Source organism: Streptomyces lunaelactis, assembly GCF_003054555.1.
GTDB classification, from domain to species: domain Bacteria; phylum Actinomycetota; class Actinomycetes; order Streptomycetales; family Streptomycetaceae; genus Streptomyces; species Streptomyces lunaelactis.
Window position 1 is genome coordinate 1,321,173 of sequence record NZ_CP026304.1, and the last position, 17,386, is coordinate 1,338,558.

The 17,386-nt window shown below is 72.3% G+C and carries 13 protein-coding genes and 1 pseudogene; 7 read left to right on the top strand and 7 right to left on the bottom strand.

Annotation, left to right across the window (positions count from 1 at the left end; translation table 11 throughout):
* Positions 1-128: 128 nt before the first annotated feature.
* Positions 129-1,286 carry an ROK family transcriptional regulator gene (locus tag SLUN_RS05735; RefSeq protein WP_108147456.1) on the top strand — a complete coding sequence of 386 codons (1,158 nt, stop codon included), beginning with the start codon at positions 129-131 and terminating at the stop codon, positions 1,284-1,286.
* A gap of 75 nt (positions 1,287-1,361) precedes the next feature.
* On the opposite strand, the gene SLUN_RS05740 is transcribed toward SLUN_RS05735, so the two are convergent.
* Together SLUN_RS05740 and sigJ are read right to left on the bottom strand one after the other, a co-directional pair.
* On the bottom strand, positions 1,362-2,132 hold the full coding sequence (locus SLUN_RS05740; RefSeq protein ID WP_108147457.1) for a GntR family transcriptional regulator: 771 nt from the start codon (positions 2,130-2,132) through the stop codon (positions 1,362-1,364).
* Positions 2,133-2,382: 250 nt separating this feature from the next.
* Positions 2,383-3,267 (bottom strand): RNA polymerase sigma factor SigJ, encoded by an 885-nt coding sequence (gene sigJ / locus SLUN_RS05745; protein ID WP_108147458.1) that lies wholly within the window; start codon positions 3,265-3,267, stop codon positions 2,383-2,385.
* A gap of 168 nt (positions 3,268-3,435) precedes the next feature.
* On the opposite strand from sigJ, the gene SLUN_RS05750 reads away from it, so the two are divergent.
* Entirely contained in the window at positions 3,436-4,266 is an 831-nt protein-coding gene (locus SLUN_RS05750) for an alpha/beta fold hydrolase (protein WP_108147459.1), read from the top strand.
* A gap of 504 nt (positions 4,267-4,770) precedes the next feature.
* Here SLUN_RS05750 and SLUN_RS42565 read toward each other — a convergent pair.
* Positions 4,771-5,175 (bottom strand): annotated as a pseudogene (locus tag SLUN_RS42565) (EamA family transporter); the annotation flags it as partial.
* Between the two features lie 47 nt (positions 5,176-5,222).
* Between SLUN_RS42565 and pdxR the strand changes: the two are divergent.
* Together pdxR and SLUN_RS05765 are read left to right on the top strand one after the other, a co-directional pair.
* On the top strand, positions 5,223-6,707 hold the full coding sequence (gene pdxR / locus SLUN_RS05760; protein WP_108147460.1) for a MocR-like pyridoxine biosynthesis transcription factor PdxR: 1,485 nt from the start codon (positions 5,223-5,225) through the stop codon (positions 6,705-6,707).
* 346 nt (positions 6,708-7,053) lie between these two features.
* Positions 7,054-8,442, top strand: coding sequence for a GNAT family N-acetyltransferase (locus SLUN_RS05765; protein ID WP_108147461.1), 1,389 nt, complete (start codon positions 7,054-7,056; stop codon positions 8,440-8,442).
* Here the strand turns inward: SLUN_RS05765 and SLUN_RS05770 are convergent.
* Entirely contained in the window at positions 8,363-9,577 is a 1,215-nt protein-coding gene (locus SLUN_RS05770) for a trans-sulfuration enzyme family protein (RefSeq protein ID WP_108147462.1), read from the bottom strand. The two genes, SLUN_RS05765 and SLUN_RS05770, sit on opposite strands and share 80 nt — an antisense overlap.
* 59 nt (positions 9,578-9,636) lie before the next feature.
* Here SLUN_RS05770 and SLUN_RS05775 point away from each other — a divergent pair, with 59 nt between their 5' ends.
* Entirely contained in the window at positions 9,637-10,131 is a 495-nt protein-coding gene (locus SLUN_RS05775) for an Lrp/AsnC family transcriptional regulator (protein WP_108147463.1), read from the top strand.
* Between the two features lie 93 nt (positions 10,132-10,224).
* On the top strand, positions 10,225-11,907 hold the full coding sequence (locus SLUN_RS05780) for a DUF885 domain-containing protein (protein ID WP_108147464.1): 1,683 nt from the start codon (positions 10,225-10,227) through the stop codon (positions 11,905-11,907).
* Between the two features lie 162 nt (positions 11,908-12,069).
* Here SLUN_RS05780 and SLUN_RS05785 read toward each other — a convergent pair whose 3' ends face one another.
* Positions 12,070-12,552 (bottom strand): rhodanese-like domain-containing protein, encoded by a 483-nt coding sequence (locus tag SLUN_RS05785; RefSeq protein WP_108147465.1) that lies wholly within the window; start codon positions 12,550-12,552, stop codon positions 12,070-12,072.
* Between the two features lie 93 nt (positions 12,553-12,645).
* On the opposite strand from SLUN_RS05785, the gene SLUN_RS05790 reads away from it, so the two are divergent.
* A complete protein-coding gene (locus SLUN_RS05790; RefSeq protein WP_108147466.1) occupies positions 12,646-13,092 on the top strand; it encodes an Lrp/AsnC family transcriptional regulator in 447 nt (148 codons plus the stop codon).
* Here the strand turns inward: SLUN_RS05790 and SLUN_RS05795 are convergent.
* Both SLUN_RS05795 and SLUN_RS05800 read right to left on the bottom strand, forming a co-directional pair.
* Positions 13,082-16,210 (bottom strand): AAA family ATPase, encoded by a 3,129-nt coding sequence (locus SLUN_RS05795; protein ID WP_108147467.1) that lies wholly within the window; start codon positions 16,208-16,210, stop codon positions 13,082-13,084. The genes SLUN_RS05790 and SLUN_RS05795 overlap by 11 nt on opposite strands.
* Positions 16,207-17,373, bottom strand: a complete 1,167-nt coding sequence (locus SLUN_RS05800; RefSeq protein ID WP_108147468.1) for an exonuclease SbcCD subunit D — start codon at positions 17,371-17,373, stop codon at positions 16,207-16,209. Before SLUN_RS05800 ends, SLUN_RS05795 begins: the two co-directional genes overlap by 4 nt.
* Positions 17,374-17,386: the final 13 nt, after the last annotated feature.

Sequence of the window (17,386 nt, forward strand, 5' to 3'; positions counted from 1 at the left end):
GGCGCGCGGCGTGCGGCCGGTATTCGTGCCTCGCACATGCAGTCCCGCGCACCCCGTACGCCACTCGCCGCCCCTGCTGCCAACGAGTACGATCCGCCTGACACGCGCTCGAGCTGGGAGGACACACGGTGGGGCGGCTGACCGGCGGAGACCCGTCGCTGCTGCGGCGGATCAACTCCGCGGTGGTACTCCATGCACTGCGGGGCGCTGACTGCCCCACGCTCACGGATCTGACCCGGATCACCGGGCTGTCCCGGCCCACCGTCGAGGGCGTGATCGAGGGACTCATCGAGACCGGTCTCGTCGTGGAGAGCGTCGCCGAGGAGGGCGGTACGCGCCGTCAGGGGCGGCCTGCCCGCAAGTTCCGGTTCCGGGCCGAGGCCGGGCATCTGCTGGGTGTCGAGATCGGATCGCACCGCGTCGCCGCCCTGCTCTCGGGTCTGGACGGGCGGATCATCGGCGCCGGTTCCCGGGATGTGTCGGAGGCGGCCTCCGAGGACGAGCGGCTGGAGCGGGTACGGCTGGTCGTCGCCGATGTACTGCGGCGGGCCGGGGTCGCACGCAGCAGTCTGCGGGCGGTCGGTGTCGGCTCCCCGGGGATCGTGGAGGCCGACGGCACCGTACGGCTCGGGACCGCGCTGCCCGGCTGGACCGGTCTTGCGCTCGGCGAGCGGCTGCGCAGGTCGTTCCGCTGCCCGGTGCTCGTGGAGAACGACGCCAATGCCGCCGCGGTCGCCGAGCACTGGAAGGGCGCGGCGACCGATTCGGACGACATCGTCTTCGTCCTGGCGGGGCTCAGCCCGGGAGCCGGGTCGCTGATCGGCGGGCGGCTGCACCGCGGCTTCGGCGGCGCGGCGGGCGAGATCGGGGCGCTGCATCTGCTGGGCCGCGAAGTGACCCCCGAGAAGCTGCTGTCGACGACGGACGAGCCGCTGCACCCACTCGACGAGCAGGCCGTGGCCGATGTCTTCACCCTCGCCAAGCAGGGCGATTTCCGGGCGCAGGCGGCGGTCGAACGGTTCATCCAGCGTCTGGTGCACGATGTGGCGGCGCTGGTGCTCGCCCTCGATCCGGAGCTGGTCGTCATCGGCGGCTGGGCGGCCGGCCTGGACGGCGTACTCGATCCGCTGCGCGACGAGTTGTCCCGCTACTGTCTGCGCCCGCCGCGGGTGGCACTCTCGCTGCTCGGCGAGGCGGCCGTGGCGACGGGCGCGCTGCGGCTGGCGCTCGACCATGTCGAGGAGCAGCTCTTCGCCGTCGAGCGAACGGTGACGGCCCGCCGCTGAGCGCGAGCTCGGTGCGACGGGCCGTACGAAGAGACGTGACGTGCCGTACGACGACGGGACTTGAGGCAGCGTGGCTCAGGAAGCGCGGCGCTCCTGCTCCTGCTCGTGTTCGCTGATCTCCAGGTCGCCGGAGTCCCCGAAGGTGAGCCGGCAGGTGTCGGCGCGGTAGGTCGCGACCGAGACGGCCGCGGTCCTGCCCTCGGAGAAGTAGCGGGTGGTGACGACCAGGACGGGCGCGCCCGGCAGCCGGTCGAGCTCCTTGGCGTGGTCGGCACGCGCGGAGCCCAGCTCCACCGCGCGGTCCTGGCCCTCGAGGTCGAGCCGCTGGAGCTCACGCAGTACGCCACGGGCGCGAGCGGGCCCGGACGGCGCGTCGATCGCGGAGAGCTCGGGCACGGACGAGACCGGCACATAGAGCAGTTCGGCGGCGACGGACTGGCCATGGCTGACGCGCAGCCTGCGCACGGTGTGGGTCTCTTCGCCGGCGTCCGTGTCGAGCAGCCGTGCCACCGCCTGGGGCGGCACCACGTTCGTGCAGTCGACGGACTGCCAGGCGTCCTGGCCGGCTCCCGGCCAGGCGTGCTCGGTAGTGGAGACGTCGACGCCCATACGGGGCGGGGCGACGGTCGTACCGACGCCACGGCGTCGCTGCAACCGGCCTTCCAGTTCGAGCTGTTCGAGCGCCTGCCGGAGCGTGGCGCGGGCGACTCCGAAGCGAGCGGCCAGATCCCGCTCGTTCGGCAGGATCTCGCCGACTGAGAAGTCCGAGTCGAGTGCTTCGCCGATCACGGTCTTGAGGTGCCAGTACTTCGGCTCCGGCACTGTTTCCAGCTGCGTGGTCCCCACCCTGATCCTCCGCAATCGCCGTGTCACCGGCGGCTTTTCCGCGCCCTTGTTTATTAAAGGTTCTTGCACTATCCCTCCGACCATAGGACGGCGCACACCCTTGGTCAAGACCAATCCTGCGCCGGTTACGCAGCGCAGCGGGCCGGAGTCGCAGAGCGTTCACAGGACGTTCGTACCCTCGTGAAGCGCGCGCAGCACAAGACCCCGCGCCCGATCCGGACACGGGGTCTGACGTGCGGTGTCGCAGGTTCTAAAGAGATGCCAGGGAGACCAGCTTGTCGGGGTTGCGGATGATGTAGACGCATTGGACCCGTCCGTCCAGAACCTCCAACTGGAAGACGCTGTCCGGCTTTCCGGCCGACAGGACGAGCAGCGCGGGGGCGCCGTTGATCTCGATGAAGCGGAAGCCCATCTCCTGAATCGGCTGCTGCGCCACGGCGAAGAGGAAGCGTCCGACCTTGTCCGCGCTCTCCATGACACGCAGCGGCGCCTTCGCCTTGCCGCCGCTGTCGCCGACCAGCCGCACATCGGGCGCGAGCAGGGCGAGCAGCGCGTCGAGGTCGCCTCCGGACGCGGCGGCCATGAACCGCTCGGTGAGATCGCGGCATTGGGCCGGGTCGACGTCGTAGCGGGGCTTGCGCTCCTCGACATGCCGGCGCGCCCGGCCCGCGAGCTGCCGTACGGCCGCATCGGACCGGTCGAGCGTGGCGGCGATCTCGCCGTAGGGGAATCCGAAGGCTTCGCGCAGTACGAACACCGCACGCTCCAGCGGCGACAGCGCCTCCAGGACCACCAGTACGGCGAGCGTCACCGACTCGGCGAGGACCGCACGCTCGGCCGTGTCGGGCACGGTGTCACCGAAGTCGGTGGCGATCGGCTCCGGCAGCCAGGGGCCGACGTACACCTCGCGCCGTGACCGGATCTGCCGCAGCCGGTCGACGGCCAGGCGGGTGGTGATCCGTACGAGATAGCCGCGCGGGTCCAGGACGTCGGTGCGCTCACCGGCGGACCAGCGCAGCCAGGCCTCCTGCACCACGTCCTCGGCGTCGGCCACCCGGCCGAGCATCCGGTAGGCCACTCCTGTCAGGACGGGCCGGAGGTCTTCGAAGACGTCGGTCACGGTGTCGGCTGCCACTCCCCCATCCCAGCCGACCTCGCACCGGCTGTCCAGGCGGTGCGGGTGCGTCGCGCGGCACAGTGCACAGCAGGCCCTTCCCGCCCCCTTGAACTGGAAGCTACTGAGCGGTAATTGTTACTGACGGACTGTCTGCATCGGGCGGCCGGCGACACAGGGAGCAGCAGCATGGCCGCAGAGATCTCCTTCCCCATCGAGACCCCCCGGGGCAGCCACACGCTGTCCGTCGCGTATGAGCGCGCAGGGAAGGGTGAGCCGCTGCTGCTGCTCCACGGCATAGGGCACCACTGGCAGGCCTGGGAGCCGGTGCTCGGGATCCTGGCCGCCGAACGCGATGTCATAGCCGTCGACCTGCCCGGATTCGGCACCTCCCGCGCGCTGCCCGAGGGAGTGTCGTACGATCTCGCCGCCGTCCGCTCGGTGCTCGGCGCGCTCTGCGAGGCGCTGGACATCGAGCGTCCGCATGTCGCCGGGAACTCCCTCGGCGGGCTGCTCGCCCTGGAGTTGGGGCGCGAGAAGCTCGTACGGTCGGTGACGGCGCTCTCGCCCGCCGGTTTCTGGTCGCAGAGCGAGCGGCGCTACGCCTTCTTGGCGCTCCGCGCCATGCGCCTCGGTGCCGAGTCGATGCCCCTGCCGCTGATCGAGCGGCTGTCCCGGTCGGCCGCCGGACGGGCCGCGCTGACCAGCAGCATCTACGCCAGGCCCGGCCGGCGCTCACCCGAGGCGGCCGTCGCCGAGACGCTCGCACTCCGTGCGGCAGCCGGATTCCACCAGACGCTCGCCGCCGGCCGCGACATCCTGTTCACCGACGACGTGCCCGATGTGCCGGTCACCATCGGCTGGGGGACGCGGGACCGGCTGCTCCTGCGCCGCCAGGGCATCAGGGCCAAACAGGCCATCCCCAAGGCGCGCCTCGTCCGGCTGCCCGGCTGCGGTCACGTCCCCATGAACGACGACCCCGCGCTCGTCGCGCGCGTTCTCCTGGACGGGAGCCGCTGACCGGCGCGCTGGGCCGTGTCTCGGCGGGATTTGCCAGACACGGCCCAGGACCCCCGAGCCGAGCGCCACCCCGCCGCCGACGAGCGCGCTGCCCGCAGCCTGTGCGATGCCGTACGCCCCGGTGCCGACGATCGGGGCGGTCAGCGCGGCGGAGACGGGGATCAGGCCGGAGAAGAGGGTGGCCCGTTCGGCGCCGATCCGCTGCATGCCCATGTACCAGCAGACGAAGCCGATCACCGTGACGACAGCGGCCTGCCAGAGCAGCGCGACGGCCTCCTGTCCGGTGGGCACGGCCAGAAAGCCACGCCCGTCGAGCACGAGACCGAGGGCGGCCGACTCCAGGGCCGCCACGGCGCAGACGGTGGCGGAGAGCAGCTTCGGGCCGAGCGGTCGCAGCACCGGGACGGCGAGTACCGCGAACCCGACCTCGCCGACCAGCGCGGCCACCGACCAGGCGATGCCCGCCGGGTCGGTGCGGCCCCACCCCTGGACGGTGAAGGCGCCGGCCGCCACCAGCAGCGCGCCGTAGAGCACGGGCCGGATCGGGCGGCGGCCGCCCAGCAGCGGGACGAGGACCGCCACCATGACCGGCGCGCAGCCGACGAACACGCCTGGAACGGCCGGTTCCGCGGTGCGCTCCGCGGCCAGTATCGCGAGGTTGAAGCCGACCATCCCGACGGCGGCCAGCAGGGCGAGCCGGCCCCACTGGGGGCGGGTGAGGGAGCGCAGCGGAGCCGTACCGCCGCGCCCGAGAAGCGGCAGGAGCAGCAGAAAGGCCAGTCCGTAGCGGAGCGCCTGGCCGCCCGCGAACGGGTAGTCGCCGAGGACGCTGTTGGCGGTGAAGGAGGCGCCGACGAGGACGCAGGCGAGTGCGGCGAGCAACGACCCTCGCGGGGAGTACGTGTTCATGGAGCCGACGCTAGAAAGCGGAGCGGTCCGGATTAAGGTCCACTTCCATGGCAGCTTCGGGGACCAATTCGGCCGACGACACCAGCGGCGATTCCGTGACCGGCGATTCCGTGAGCGCCGACGGTGAGCCGTGGGCCGCGGCCTGGGAGTTGCTGCTGCCCGCCGCGTCCGCCCCGGCCCGTCGGCGCGGGCGGGCGCTCCAGTCGGCGCTGCGTGTGGCGGTCAGATCGGGCCGGCTGACGGCCGGGACGCGGCTGCCTTCGAGCCGCGAGCTCGCCGCCGACCTTGGCGTATCGCGCGGCCTGGTGACCGAGGCGTACGAGCAGTTGGCCGCGGAGGGATATCTGCGCAGCGGACGGGGTGCGGGGACGTGGGTGGGTGACGCGGTGCGGGAGGCCGCGCGCCCGGCGCGCGATCTCGCGCCGCGCACTCCGGGCGCGCGCGCCGACTTCCGGCCCGGCACCCCTGACCTGTCGCTCTTCCCGCGCGCCGCCTGGGCCGCCGCGCACAAGGCCGTGCTGGCGCGGCTGCCGCACCACGCGCTCGGATACCCGGATCCGCGCGGCCTGCCCGAGCTGCGCACCGCGCTCGCCGCCCTGCTGACGCGACGGCGCGGGGTGGTGGCCGACCCCGAGCGGGTGCTGGTGTGTTCCGGGGTGGCCCAGGCGATGAGCCTGCTCGGCTTCGCACTGCGGGAACGCGGGCTGCGCACGGTGGGCGTCGAGGATCCCGGGAGCCCCGACCACGCCGTGCTGTTCGCGGCGGCGGGCCTCGGCACGGTCGCGCTGCCGCTGGACGCGGAGGGGATCGCGCCGGGGCCGCTCCGGCGTGCGGGGGTGGGGGCCGTAATCACCACGCCCGGGCACCAGTTCCCCTCCGGGCTCGCCTACTCCGCCCGCCGCCGCGCCGAACTCCTCGACTGGGCACGCTCGGTGGACGGCCTGATCGTGGAGGACGACTACGACGGGGACTTCCGCTACGACCGCGCCCCGGTCGGCGCGCTCCAGGGTCTCGATCCGGAACGCGTCGCCTATACCGGCTCGGTGAGCAAGTCCCTGGCCCCCGGACTCCGGCTCGGCTGGCTGCTCGTACCGTCGGACCTGATGGACGAGGTCGTCGAGCGCAAACGCACCATGGATCTCGGCAATCCGGCCCTCGACCAGGCGCTGCTGGCGGACTTCATCACCCGCGGCGAGTACGACCGTCAACTGCGGCGCTGCCAGCGGGCCTACCGGGAACGGCGGGACGCGATGGTCGACGCGCTGCAGGAGCACTTCCCCGGCACCGAGGTCAGCGGCATCGCGGCCGGACTGCACATCATCGCGCGGCTGCCCGAGCGGTACGGTCCCGAGCCGCGCTTTCTGGAGCGGGTGGAGCGGGCCGGAGTGGCGGTGCGCCCGCTGGCCGACTACCGGACGGCCGACGTACCGGATGCCGGAGTACGGCTCGTCCTCGGGTACGCGCATCTGGCGCCGTCCGACATCGTGCGCGGGGTGCGGCTGATGGCGCATGCGGTACGAGCGGCACGCTGACCTGCTCCTGTGAGGCGCAACGATGTGGCACAGCCCACGGATGCCGTCCCCCGACCGTCGTTCGGTACCGCGCGGCTCGGTCGCCGCCTCGGCCCCTCCGCCGGGACCGCTGACCGCCGAAGCATCACAGCGCGGGCTGAGGAGATACTGGCGGCGGGGGCCGGGCGCGGGGGCTCCTCCCGGCTGGTCGCCCAGGCGTCCCGGCAGCTGGACGCCTTGCAGCGGGGAGGCGATCACTCCACGCCAGAAACGGCGAAAAACAGCCGATAGTCGACCAGATCGACACTTAACCCGTCAGTCACAAAGCGTTTGTGATCACGCAACACCACTCCGCCACAGTGATGGCATGACAGATGTGACTTCTGCGAAGAGTGCCCGCCGTCCACACCACTGGCGGCGGGATCTCATCGAACTGGCAGCCCTGTTCACCGCCGTCGTGATCGCCGACGCCGTCGCGAACATGATCGGGCATGGACCCGACGGCCCGTTCCTGCTCATCGTCTCCGCCGTCACCCTCGTCGCCACGGCCGCCTTCCACACATGGTGGGCACGACGCCACAGCCATGCCCCTCCGACAGCCACCCCTGCCACCGCCGATGTGGCAGGAGATACCGGGCCCGACCTGTACGAGACGGCGCTGTGGCGGATGCGTACCACCGTCAGGGACGCCCCCGGCAGCCTGGCCGCGCTGTGCATCGCACTCGCCGGGCACCGCGTCGACATACTCACCCTGCAGACCCACCCGCTCGCCGAGGGTACGGTGGACGAGTTCCTCCTGCGTGCGCCCGCGTCCCTGCACGCCAAGCAGCTCACCAGGGAGATCTCGGAATCCGGCGGCCGCAACACCTGGATCGAGCGCGCCGACGCCCACGATCTCGTCGACACCCCGACCCGGGTGCTCGGCCTCGCCACCCGCACCGCGCTGGACGCGGCCGAACTGCCGCTGGCACTACGCCAGTTGCTGGGCCGCTGCACCATCCACTCGCTGCCCGCCGTCTCGCTGACCGGCCGGCCCACCGGCGAGACTCCGCCGGTGGAGGGCGTCCTGGAGGACACGGTGATGCGGCTGCGCGACCCGAACGGCGGCGCCATCACCGTCGAGCGGCCCTATCTCCCCTTCACGCCCACCGAGTTCGCGCGGGCCCGCGCCCTCGTCGAACTCGATGCCCGCCTCGGCTCCCGTATCCCGCGCAGCCAGGACGTCCTCACCCTCCCCGAGGGCAACGAGATCACCGTGCGCCGCGCCGACCAGAGCGACGTCGAAGCCGCCCTGGCCATGCACGAGCGCTGCTCCCAGCGCACCCTGGGCCTGCGCTACCACGGCCCGGTCAGTCACGCCGACCGCTACCTCAACCACCTGCTCAGCCCGCGCTTCGGCCGCACCCTCGCCGTCCAGACGGCTTCCGGCCGGCTCGTCGCCCTCGGCCACCTCCTGTGGGACGGCGACGAGACCGAGGTCGCGCTGCTCGTCGAGGACGAATGGCAGCGCCGCGGCATCGGCTCGGAGCTGCTCGGCCGGCTGGTCGCGCTCGCGATCGAGGCCGGCTGCGGCAGCGTCTACGCCGTCACGCAGTCCTCGAACACCGGGATGGTGGCGGCCATGCGCGGCCTCGACCTGCCGCTCGACTACCAGATCGAGGAGGGCATACTGGTCGTCACCGCCCGACTCGACGCGACTCCCGTACTCCCTCACTCCCGGTACGAACAGCCTGAGCGCGAACAGGCTGAGCGCTGAGCGCCTCGGTCAGATCCCGCCAGAGATCCTCGACGTCCTCGAGCCCGACCGACATCCGCAGCAGCCGGTCACTGACGCCCGCCGAGCGCCGGTCTCCCTCAGCCACGATGCGGTGGCTGATGGAGGCCGGATGCTGGATCAGGCTGTCGACACTGCCGAGACTGACCGCCGGCGTGATCAGCCGTACGGCCGCGATCACGCTGTGCGGGTCCCCGTATACCTCGAAGGAGACCATCGCCCCGCCCACGCTCGGATAGTGGACCCGGGCGATCCGCGGGTCGGCGCCCAGCCGGCGGGCCAGATCCGCCGCGGTGGCGGACGCGGCGCGGACCCGGACGGGCAGCGTGGACAGTCCGCGCAGCAGTAGATATCCGGCCATCGGATGCAGTACGCCGCCGGTCGCGAACCGCACCTGGCGGAGCTTGCGGGCGAACTCCTCGTCGCAGGCCACCACCCCGCCCATCACATCGCCGTGCCCGCCCAGATACTTGGTCGCGCTGTGCAGCACGATCCGCGCCCCGTCCTCCAGCGGCCGCTGGAGGACGGGCGTGGCGAAGGTGTTGTCGACGAGCAGCGGTACCGAGCCGCAGGCGTGCCGGACGGCACGCAGATCGACCTCGGCGAGGGTCGGATTGGCCGGCGTCTCCACCATCACCAGACCGGTGTCGGGCCGGATCGCCTCCGCGATGCCCGCCGGGTCGGTCCAGGTCACCTCGGTGCCGAGCAGCCCGGCGCCCAGCAGGTGGTCGCTGCAGCCGTACAGCGGCCGGACGGCGACGACGTGGCGCAGTCCCATGCTCGCCCGCACCAGCAGTACGGCGGTGAGTGCGGCCATCCCGCTGGCGAAGGCCACCGCGCTCTCGGCCCCCTCGAGCCTGGCGAGCGCTGTCTCGAACCTGGCTGTGGTCGGGTTGTCCAGCCGGGCGTAGACGGGCGGGCCCTCCAGCCGCGCGCCGGTGGCGGCGAACCCGTCGATGCGTGCGGCCTCGCCGGCGGCGTCGTACGAGGGGTAGGTGGTGGACAGGTCCAGCGGCGGGGCGTGCACGCCGAGCCGTGCGAGGTCCTCGCGGCCGGCGTGTACGGCTTCGGTGGCCAGGGCCCGGGGTGCGGGGGTGACCGAGGCTGCGTTCTCCATGCCCGCAGGGTGAACACCTACCGGCAGGTTTTGGCCATGGCTCGTGCTACGTTCGGCGAATGGCTGAATCTGTCGCACTGGACCCGGTGGACCTGCAGATTCTCCGCCTCCTGCAGAACGACGCCCGGACCACCTACCGGGACCTGGCGGCGGAGGTCGGAGTGGCTCCTTCCACTTGCCTGGACCGGGTGGCCAGGCTGCGCCGCTCCGGCGTGATCCTGGGGCACCGGCTGGCCCTGGACCCCGCTCGGCTGGGGCGCGGGCTGCAGGCGCTGCTCTCGGTGCAGGTGCGTCCGCACCGGCGCGAGCTGATCGGCCCCTTCGTGGAGCGGATCCGCGCACTGCCCGAATCGCGGGCGCTGTTCCATCTCACCGGCCCCGACGACTACTTGGTGCATGTGGCCGTGGCGGACACGGCGGATCTGCAACGGCTGGTGGTCGACGAGTTCACCTCACGGCGAGAAGTAGCCAGAGTTGAGACACGGTTGATATTCCAGCAGTGGGACTGCGGGCCGATGCTCCCGCCGCTGCCGGAAGCCGCCCTCGACGACTGACTGGCACGGACAGGCGCCTGACCGCGCCAGATGACAGGCGACCGAGATCCAATGATGGTGACGCGGAGGCCTCACTCGTATGAGGATGTGCGCATGTCAGTCACCTCCAGCAGCGAGCTGCCCCGCCAGGTCGCCGACGCCTACGTCGACGCACTCATCGAACTCGACCCGACCATCGGCACGTATCTGGGACTGAAGGAGAGCTCAGGCCTCCTTCCCGACTACTCACCCGCCGGTCAGGAGGCCGTCGCCGCACTCGCCCGCGAGACACTCGCCAGACTCGACGACGCCGAGAAGCTGCCGGGCGCCGGGAGTGACACGGAACGGCGCTGCGGCCGTTTGCTCCGAGAGCGCCTGACAGCGGAACTCGCCGTCCACGAGGCCGACGAAGGACTGCGAACGGTGAGCAATATGCGCTCGCCGGTGCACAACGTGCGCGAGGTGTTCACCGTGACGCCGACGCAGACCGACGAGGACTGGTCGGCCGTCGCACAGCGGCTGCGGGCGGTGCGGCCCGCACTCGAGGGCTACCGCGCCTCGCTGGCGCTGGGACTCGAGCGGAAGCTGCTGGGCGGACCGCGTGCCACGCGGACCAATGTCGAGCAGATGACCGAGTGGCTCGGCACGGACCGCAGCTGGTTCGATGAGTTCGCGGCGGACGGCCCCCTCACGCTCCGCACCGAGCTCGACGAGGCGGCCCGCATCGCGACCGAGTCCCTGGCGGAGCTGCGCGACTGGATGCGCGACGTGTACGCCCCCGCCGTCGCCCACGCGCCCGACACGGTGGGCCGCGAGCGGTACGCACGCTGGTCGCGCTACTTCAACGGCACCGACCTCGACCTCGACGAGGCGTACGCGTACGGCTGGTCCGAATACCACCGGCTGCTGGCCGAGATGAGGACCGAGGCCGGCAAGATCCTTCCGGGCGCGGAGCCCTGGGAGGCACTCGCGCATCTGGACGTGCACGGTGAGCACATCGAGGGCGTCGAGGAGGTGCGCGTCTGGCTGCAGAAGATCATGGACGAGGCGATCGAGGCGCTGGACGGCACCCACTTCGAACTCGCCGAGCGGGTACGGAAGGTGGAGTCCCGGATCGCTCCGCCGGGCGGCGCGGCGGCGCCGTACTACACCGGACCGTCCGAGGACTTCACCCGGCCCGGCTGCACCTGGCTGCCGACCATGGGCGCGACCCGCTTCCCCGTGTACGACCTGGTGTCGACCTGGTACCACGAGGGCGTGCCCGGGCACCATCTGCAGATCGCGCAGTGGGTGCATGTCGCGGACCGGCTCTCCCGCTACCAGGCGACGATCGGCGGCGTCAGTGCCAACGCCGAGGGCTGGGCGCTGTACGCGGAGCGGCTGATGGACGAGCTGGGCTTCCTGCCGGATCCGGAGCGCCGGCTCGGATATCTGGACGCGCAGATGATGCGGGCCTGCCGGGTGATCGTTGACATCGGCATGCACCTGGAGCTGGAGATTCCGGCGGACTCGCCGTTCCACCCGGGCGAGCGCTGGACGCCGGAGCTGGCACAGGAGTTCTTCGGCAACCACAGCGGGCGGCCCGCGGACTTCGTGGAGAGCGAGCTGATCCGGTATCTGTCGATGCCGGCGCAGGCGATCGGCTACAAGCTGGGCGAGCGGGCGTGGCTGCTGGGGCGGGAGAACGCCCGCAAGGCGCACGGCGAGGCGTTCGACGCGAAGGCGTGGCACATGGCGGCGCTGTCGCAGGGGTCGCTGGGTCTCGACGATCTGGTCGACGAGCTGTCGAGACTCTGACGGTCGGGCAGGGCGGCGGGGCGGCCGGATTCGAGTGAGTGGCTCGAGCCCGGCCGCCATCTGCCGCGACGCGTTTGCGGCGGGCGGCCGGGCTCGAGCCACTGACGCGCCGTTCCTGCGTCCCGCCCCGCCCCCGTCCGTCACGCGATGGCGGACCGCGGATCAGCAGCCGCAGTCCTCCGCGTCGAGCGGCGCGGTCAGCGGGTCCGCGGCGCGCGTGGCACTGCCCTCCCAGGTCTCGAACTCGAAGCCCTCACGTGCCCAGTACTCGAAGCCGCCGAGCATCTCCTTGACCTGGTAGCCGAGTTCGGCGAGGGCGAGGGCGGCGCGCGTCGCTCCGTTGCAGCCTGGGCCCCAGCAGTAGGTGAGGACCGGAACCGACTTGTCCAGCAGTTCCTCCGCCTGCTCGGGGATCAGCGCGGTCGGCAGGTGGATCGCCCCGGGGACATGCCCCTGGTCCCAGGACTCGGTGGAACGCGAGTCGAGGACGACGAATCCCGGGTCGCCGCCGGCCGCCAGTGCCGATGCGACATCGGAGACATCGGCATGAAAGGCCAGGGAGGCGCCGAAGTGGGCGGCGGCAGCTGCGGGCGAGGCCGGCGGAACGCGGAGGACAGGGTTCGTGGTGAGCTGCGTCGTAGTCATGACCGAAATCTACGATCGGCGATCGCTTCCTTGAAGTGAGATATCCCGGCACTTGTCTTGATCGGCCGGGGATTCCCCTGCTATCTCTCGGTAATGAGCGGATATTCACCGGACGCCACGGACTGGCGCATCCTCGACGCCCTGCAGAGCCAGGGCAGGGCCACCTTCGCCGAGCTGGCCAGGGCCGTCTCGATGTCCTCGAGCGCCGTGACGGAGCGGATCCGCCGGCTGGAGGAGGCCGGGGTGATCTCCGGGTACACCGCGGTGGTGGAGCAGGAGCGGCTCGGGCTGCAGATCCTCGCCTTCGTACGGCTGCGCTATCCGAACGGCAACTACAAGCCGTTTCACGATCTGCTGGCGACGACGCCCGAGATCCTCGAGGCACACCATGTGACAGGTGACGACTGCTTCGTGCTCAAGGTCGCCACCCGCTCGATGAGCCACCTGGAGGAGGTCTCGGGCAAGATCGGCGCGCTCGGCTCGGTCACCACGAGCGTCGTCTACTCGTCGCCGCTGCCACGCCGCGCGATCAGCCGCTGAGCGGCGTCGCGCGGAGCCGCACCGCCGAGCCGTGCCGGCCCTTGACGACCTCCAGCTGGGCGGGGATCCGCCGGCGCAGATCGGCGACATGGCTGACGATGCCGACACTGCGGTCCCGTTCGCGCAGCGAGTCGAGTACGTCGAGCACCTCGTCGAGCGTCTGCTCGTCCAGGCTGCCGAAGCCCTCGTCGATGAAGAGCGTGTCCAGCTGTACTCCACCGCTCTCGTCGGTCACCACATCGGCGAGGCCGAGCGCGAGAGCGAGCGAGGCGAAGAAGGTCTCGCCGCCGGAGAGGGTCGAGGTGTCCCGCTCGCTGCCGGTCCAGGCGTCCACCACATGCAGTCCGAGCCCGGAACGCTTGCCGCCGGCTCTGGCGTCGGAGTGCACCAGGGTGTAGCGGCCGGACGACATGCGCTGCAGCCGTACGGTGGCGGCGGCCGCGACCTGTTCGAGCCGGGCGGCCAGGACGTACGACTCGAGGCGCATCTTGCGTTCGTTGTCGGCGGAGGTGCCGGCCGTGAGTCCGGCGAGCCGGGCCACCTGTTCGTACTCCGCGCGCAGCGGTCCGATCCGGAGCACCTCGGCGACGCCCTGGCGTGACAGCCGGGCGAGCTCGGCGCACCGGTCGCGGGCGGCGGCGAGCCCGGACGCGGCATCGCGCAGGGCTCTCTCGGCGGTGTCATGGGCAGCCCGGGCCGCCTCCGGGTCGGCGGCCGGGTGCTCGGCCGCGCTGCGGGTGTCGGCTTCGGCCAGCCGGTCGGCGACCGCGGCGGCCTCGGCGTGCCAGGCGTCGATGCGGTGCTGCAGGTGGCGCTGCGCGGCGTCGGAGAGCAGCGCGGCGGCCGCGGCCCCGGGCGTTTCGAACCCGGCCCGGAACGCCGCGTCGGCCAGCCGGTCGTCGGCCTCTTTCAGCCACTGCGCGGTGCTGTCGAGGGACCGTACGGCCTCGGCCGCCTCGGCGAGCATCCGCACCCGCCGCTCCAGCAGCGCGGCGTGCTCGGCGACACTGCCCACCTCGCCCCTGGCCCGGGCCAGTTCGCTTTCCAGCGCGGTCTGTTCACGGTCGAGAGCTTCCCGCTGCGAGGTCCGCGCGGCAGCACGCCGCTCGGCCTGTTGCTGCGCGGCGCGTCGCTCCTCGTACTCCCGCTCGACCCGGTCGAGCGCCTCGCGGGCGGCGTGCATACCGGAGGCGACGGTGTGGGCGTCGGCGTGCTCGCGCTCCAATCGCTGGACGAGGGAGAGCAGTTCGCCGGCATCGGGGTCGTCGCCATCGGCGGGCCGCTGCCCACCGCCGGCCGCCGCATCGAGCTCCGCGTCAGCATGCCCTGGCCCGCCGCCGGCCCTCGCGTCCTGACTCCGCGCCCCGCTCCCTGCCGGTGTGGGACGCGCCGCCTCCCGCGCCCTTGTGAACGCCTCCCGTACCACCGCCAGTTCGCGCTCCGCGTCCGCCTTCGACTCGCCCGCCCGCACGTACTCCTGGTACGCCGCCTCCTCGGCCGCAGGGTCCACGTGGCCGTCCTCGGCACGCGCCGGTGCCGGGTGCTCGGCCGAGCCGCAGACCGCGCACGGCCGGCCGGCCACCAGGCCCGCCGCCAACTCCGCCGCGATGCCCCTCAGTCGGCGTTCCTTGAGGTCGAGCCAGCTCTCGCGCACGCCGTTCGCCCGCTCCCGGGCCGTACGCAGCCGGTCCTCCGCCTGCTCGGTGCGCCCCGCGAGAGCGTCCCGCTCGCGGGCCGCCCGCAGCCTGCCGCGGGCCGGATCCAGCCGGCCCGCCAGCTGTTCGGCGCGGGTCGCCGCCTCCTGGGCGGCCACGATCCGTTCCTGGTGGGTCCGGCGGAGGCTCTCCCAGCCGGACAGCCAGCCCGCAGCGTCCTGGAGGATCTCGTCGTCGGCCCTCGCCTGGCGGTCGAGGTCCGTACGCTCGCGGCTGATCTCCGCGCTGCGGCGCTCCGCCCGACGGGCCGCTTCGAGACCGCCCAGGTCCTCGCGCAGCTTGTGCTCACGCGCCGCGAGCTGTTCCGCCCCGGCGTCGGCGAGATCGGGAGGAAGGACGGCTCGCGCCCGGTCCCGCTCCGCGCTCGCGCCGCCGTGCTCCCGTTCGGCGTCCTCGCGCAGCCGGAGCGCGGGCTCCACCCGCTCCGCCTTGCGCGCCCGCTCCAGCCTGGTCTGCGCCGCTTCCCGTTCAGGACGCCGCAACTCCAGCAACTCCGCTCGTTGCCGCGCATCCTCGAACCGCTGCTGCAGCCGGGTCAGTTCACGTTCGGCGTCGAGGTCACGGCGGGCGGCGGCCTGCCGGCTCTCGGCCGCTGCCAGCGCGCATCCGGCGATGTCCAGCTCTTCCCGCGCGCCCGCGCGGGCGACGGCCGCCCATTCCAGTACGGCCGTGGCGAGCCCGGGATCGCCGGGCTGCTGCCGCGGCAGTGGCCACTCCCCCGCCGCCGTGCCCGCGGCCTGTTCCATCCGGTGGGCGGTCGCGAGCAGCCGCTCGTCACCGGCTCGTACCTGCTGCTCCGCGCCCCGCCGCCGTTCGGCGAGGCGATCCTCGACAGCCGCGAAGCGGCGGGTGTCGAAGAGCCGGCCCAGCAGCTTGCCGCGCGCTTCCGCGTCGGCGCGCAGGAAGCGGGAGAACTCCCCTTGCGGCAGCAGCACCACCTGGCAGAACTGGTCGCGGCTCATCCCGACGAGCTGGGTGATCTCCTCGCCGATCTCCTGGTGCGAGCGGCTCAGGGCCTGCCACGCGCCGCTGCCGGAGTCGTACTCGCGCAGCCAGCTCTGGGCCCGTTCGGTCGTGAAACCGGTGCCTCGGCTCTTCGGGCGCGGCTGCGCGGGCCGGCGTGTGATCTCCATCCGCCGTCCTGCGACGGTCAGTTCGAGGCACACCTCGGTCGCGATGTCCGCGGGGGCGTGGTCGCTGCGCAGCGAGGCCCCGGGGCTCTGGCGCGCGCCCGGCACCGCTCCGTACAGCGCGAAGCAGACCGCGTCGAGGACGGAGGTCTTGCCCGCGCCGGTCGGGCCGTGGAGGAGGAAGATCCCCGCACTGGACAGCGCGTCGAAGTCGATGTGCTGGCTGGAGCCGAAGGGACCGAACGCGGTGACGGTCAGCTTGTGGAGTCTCACCGGCTCACCTCGCGCGCGCTCTCGGCCACCCGCACATCGTCGAAGGCGCCGTGCAGCACGGTGCGTTCGCGGTCGTCGGGCCCACTGCCGCCGCGCACATGGGCCACGAAGTCCTCCGCGATCTGCTGGTCGCTGCGCCCCTTCAGCCGCTGCGCGTACGAGGCGGCCGTGTCCTCGTCGGAGCGGTCGGGCTCGAAGACGAGACCGAGGGTGTACGGGAAGCGCTCGGCGAGGCGCGCCATCGGCTCGGCCGGGCGGACCGGGTCGGTGAGCGTCGCCTCGACGAACGACTGCTCGTGCCGCTCCAGCTCCGGGTCGTCGAGCAGGTCGTCGAGCGTGCCGCGCAGCCGGGCGAGGGGACGCGGCACGGGGCAGCCGACGCGCTCGGCGGTGACCTCGCCCTTCGCGCCGAGGTCGACGAGCCACATCGTCTTGCGGTGCAGGCTCTCGGAGAAGGAGTAGGCGAGGGGCGATCCGGAGTAGCGCACCCGGTCCGTGATGGTCTGGCAGCCGTGCAGATGTCCGAGCGCGACATAGTCGACGCCGTGGAACACCCCGGCGGGCACGGCACAGACGCCCCCTACGGTGATGTCCCGTTCACTGTCGCTCTCCTCGCCGCCCGCGACGAAGGCGTGGGCGAGGACGACGGACCGGGTGCCCTCGGCGCGCGTGGCGAGATCGGCCCGCACGCGCTGCATCGCCGCACCGATGACGGCCTCGTGCCGCGCCTTGTCCGTCTTGAACTCGTCCCTCACCAGGGCGGGTTCGAGATACGGCAGCCCGTAGCAGGCCACCTCGCCGTGGGCGTCGCTCAGCAGCACCGGGGTGGCGCACCCCGCGGGATCGGTGCGCAGATGGATTCCGGCGCGCTCGATCAGCCCCGCGCCGACGCCGAGCCGGCGCGCCGAGTCATGGTTCCCGGAGATCATCACGGTCGGCACCCCCGTGTCGGCGAGCCGGTGCAGCGCCTCGTCGAAGAGCTCCACGGCCGCGAGGGGCGGCACGGCCCTGTCGTAGACGTCTCCCGCGACCAGCACCGCGTCCACGTCGCGATCGCGCACCGTCGCCACCAGGTGGTCGAGGAACGCGGCCTGGGCGTCGAGCAGGCTCACCCGGTGGAACGACCGCCCCAGGTGCCAGTCCGACGTGTGCAGGAATCTCATGATCCCCGAGAGT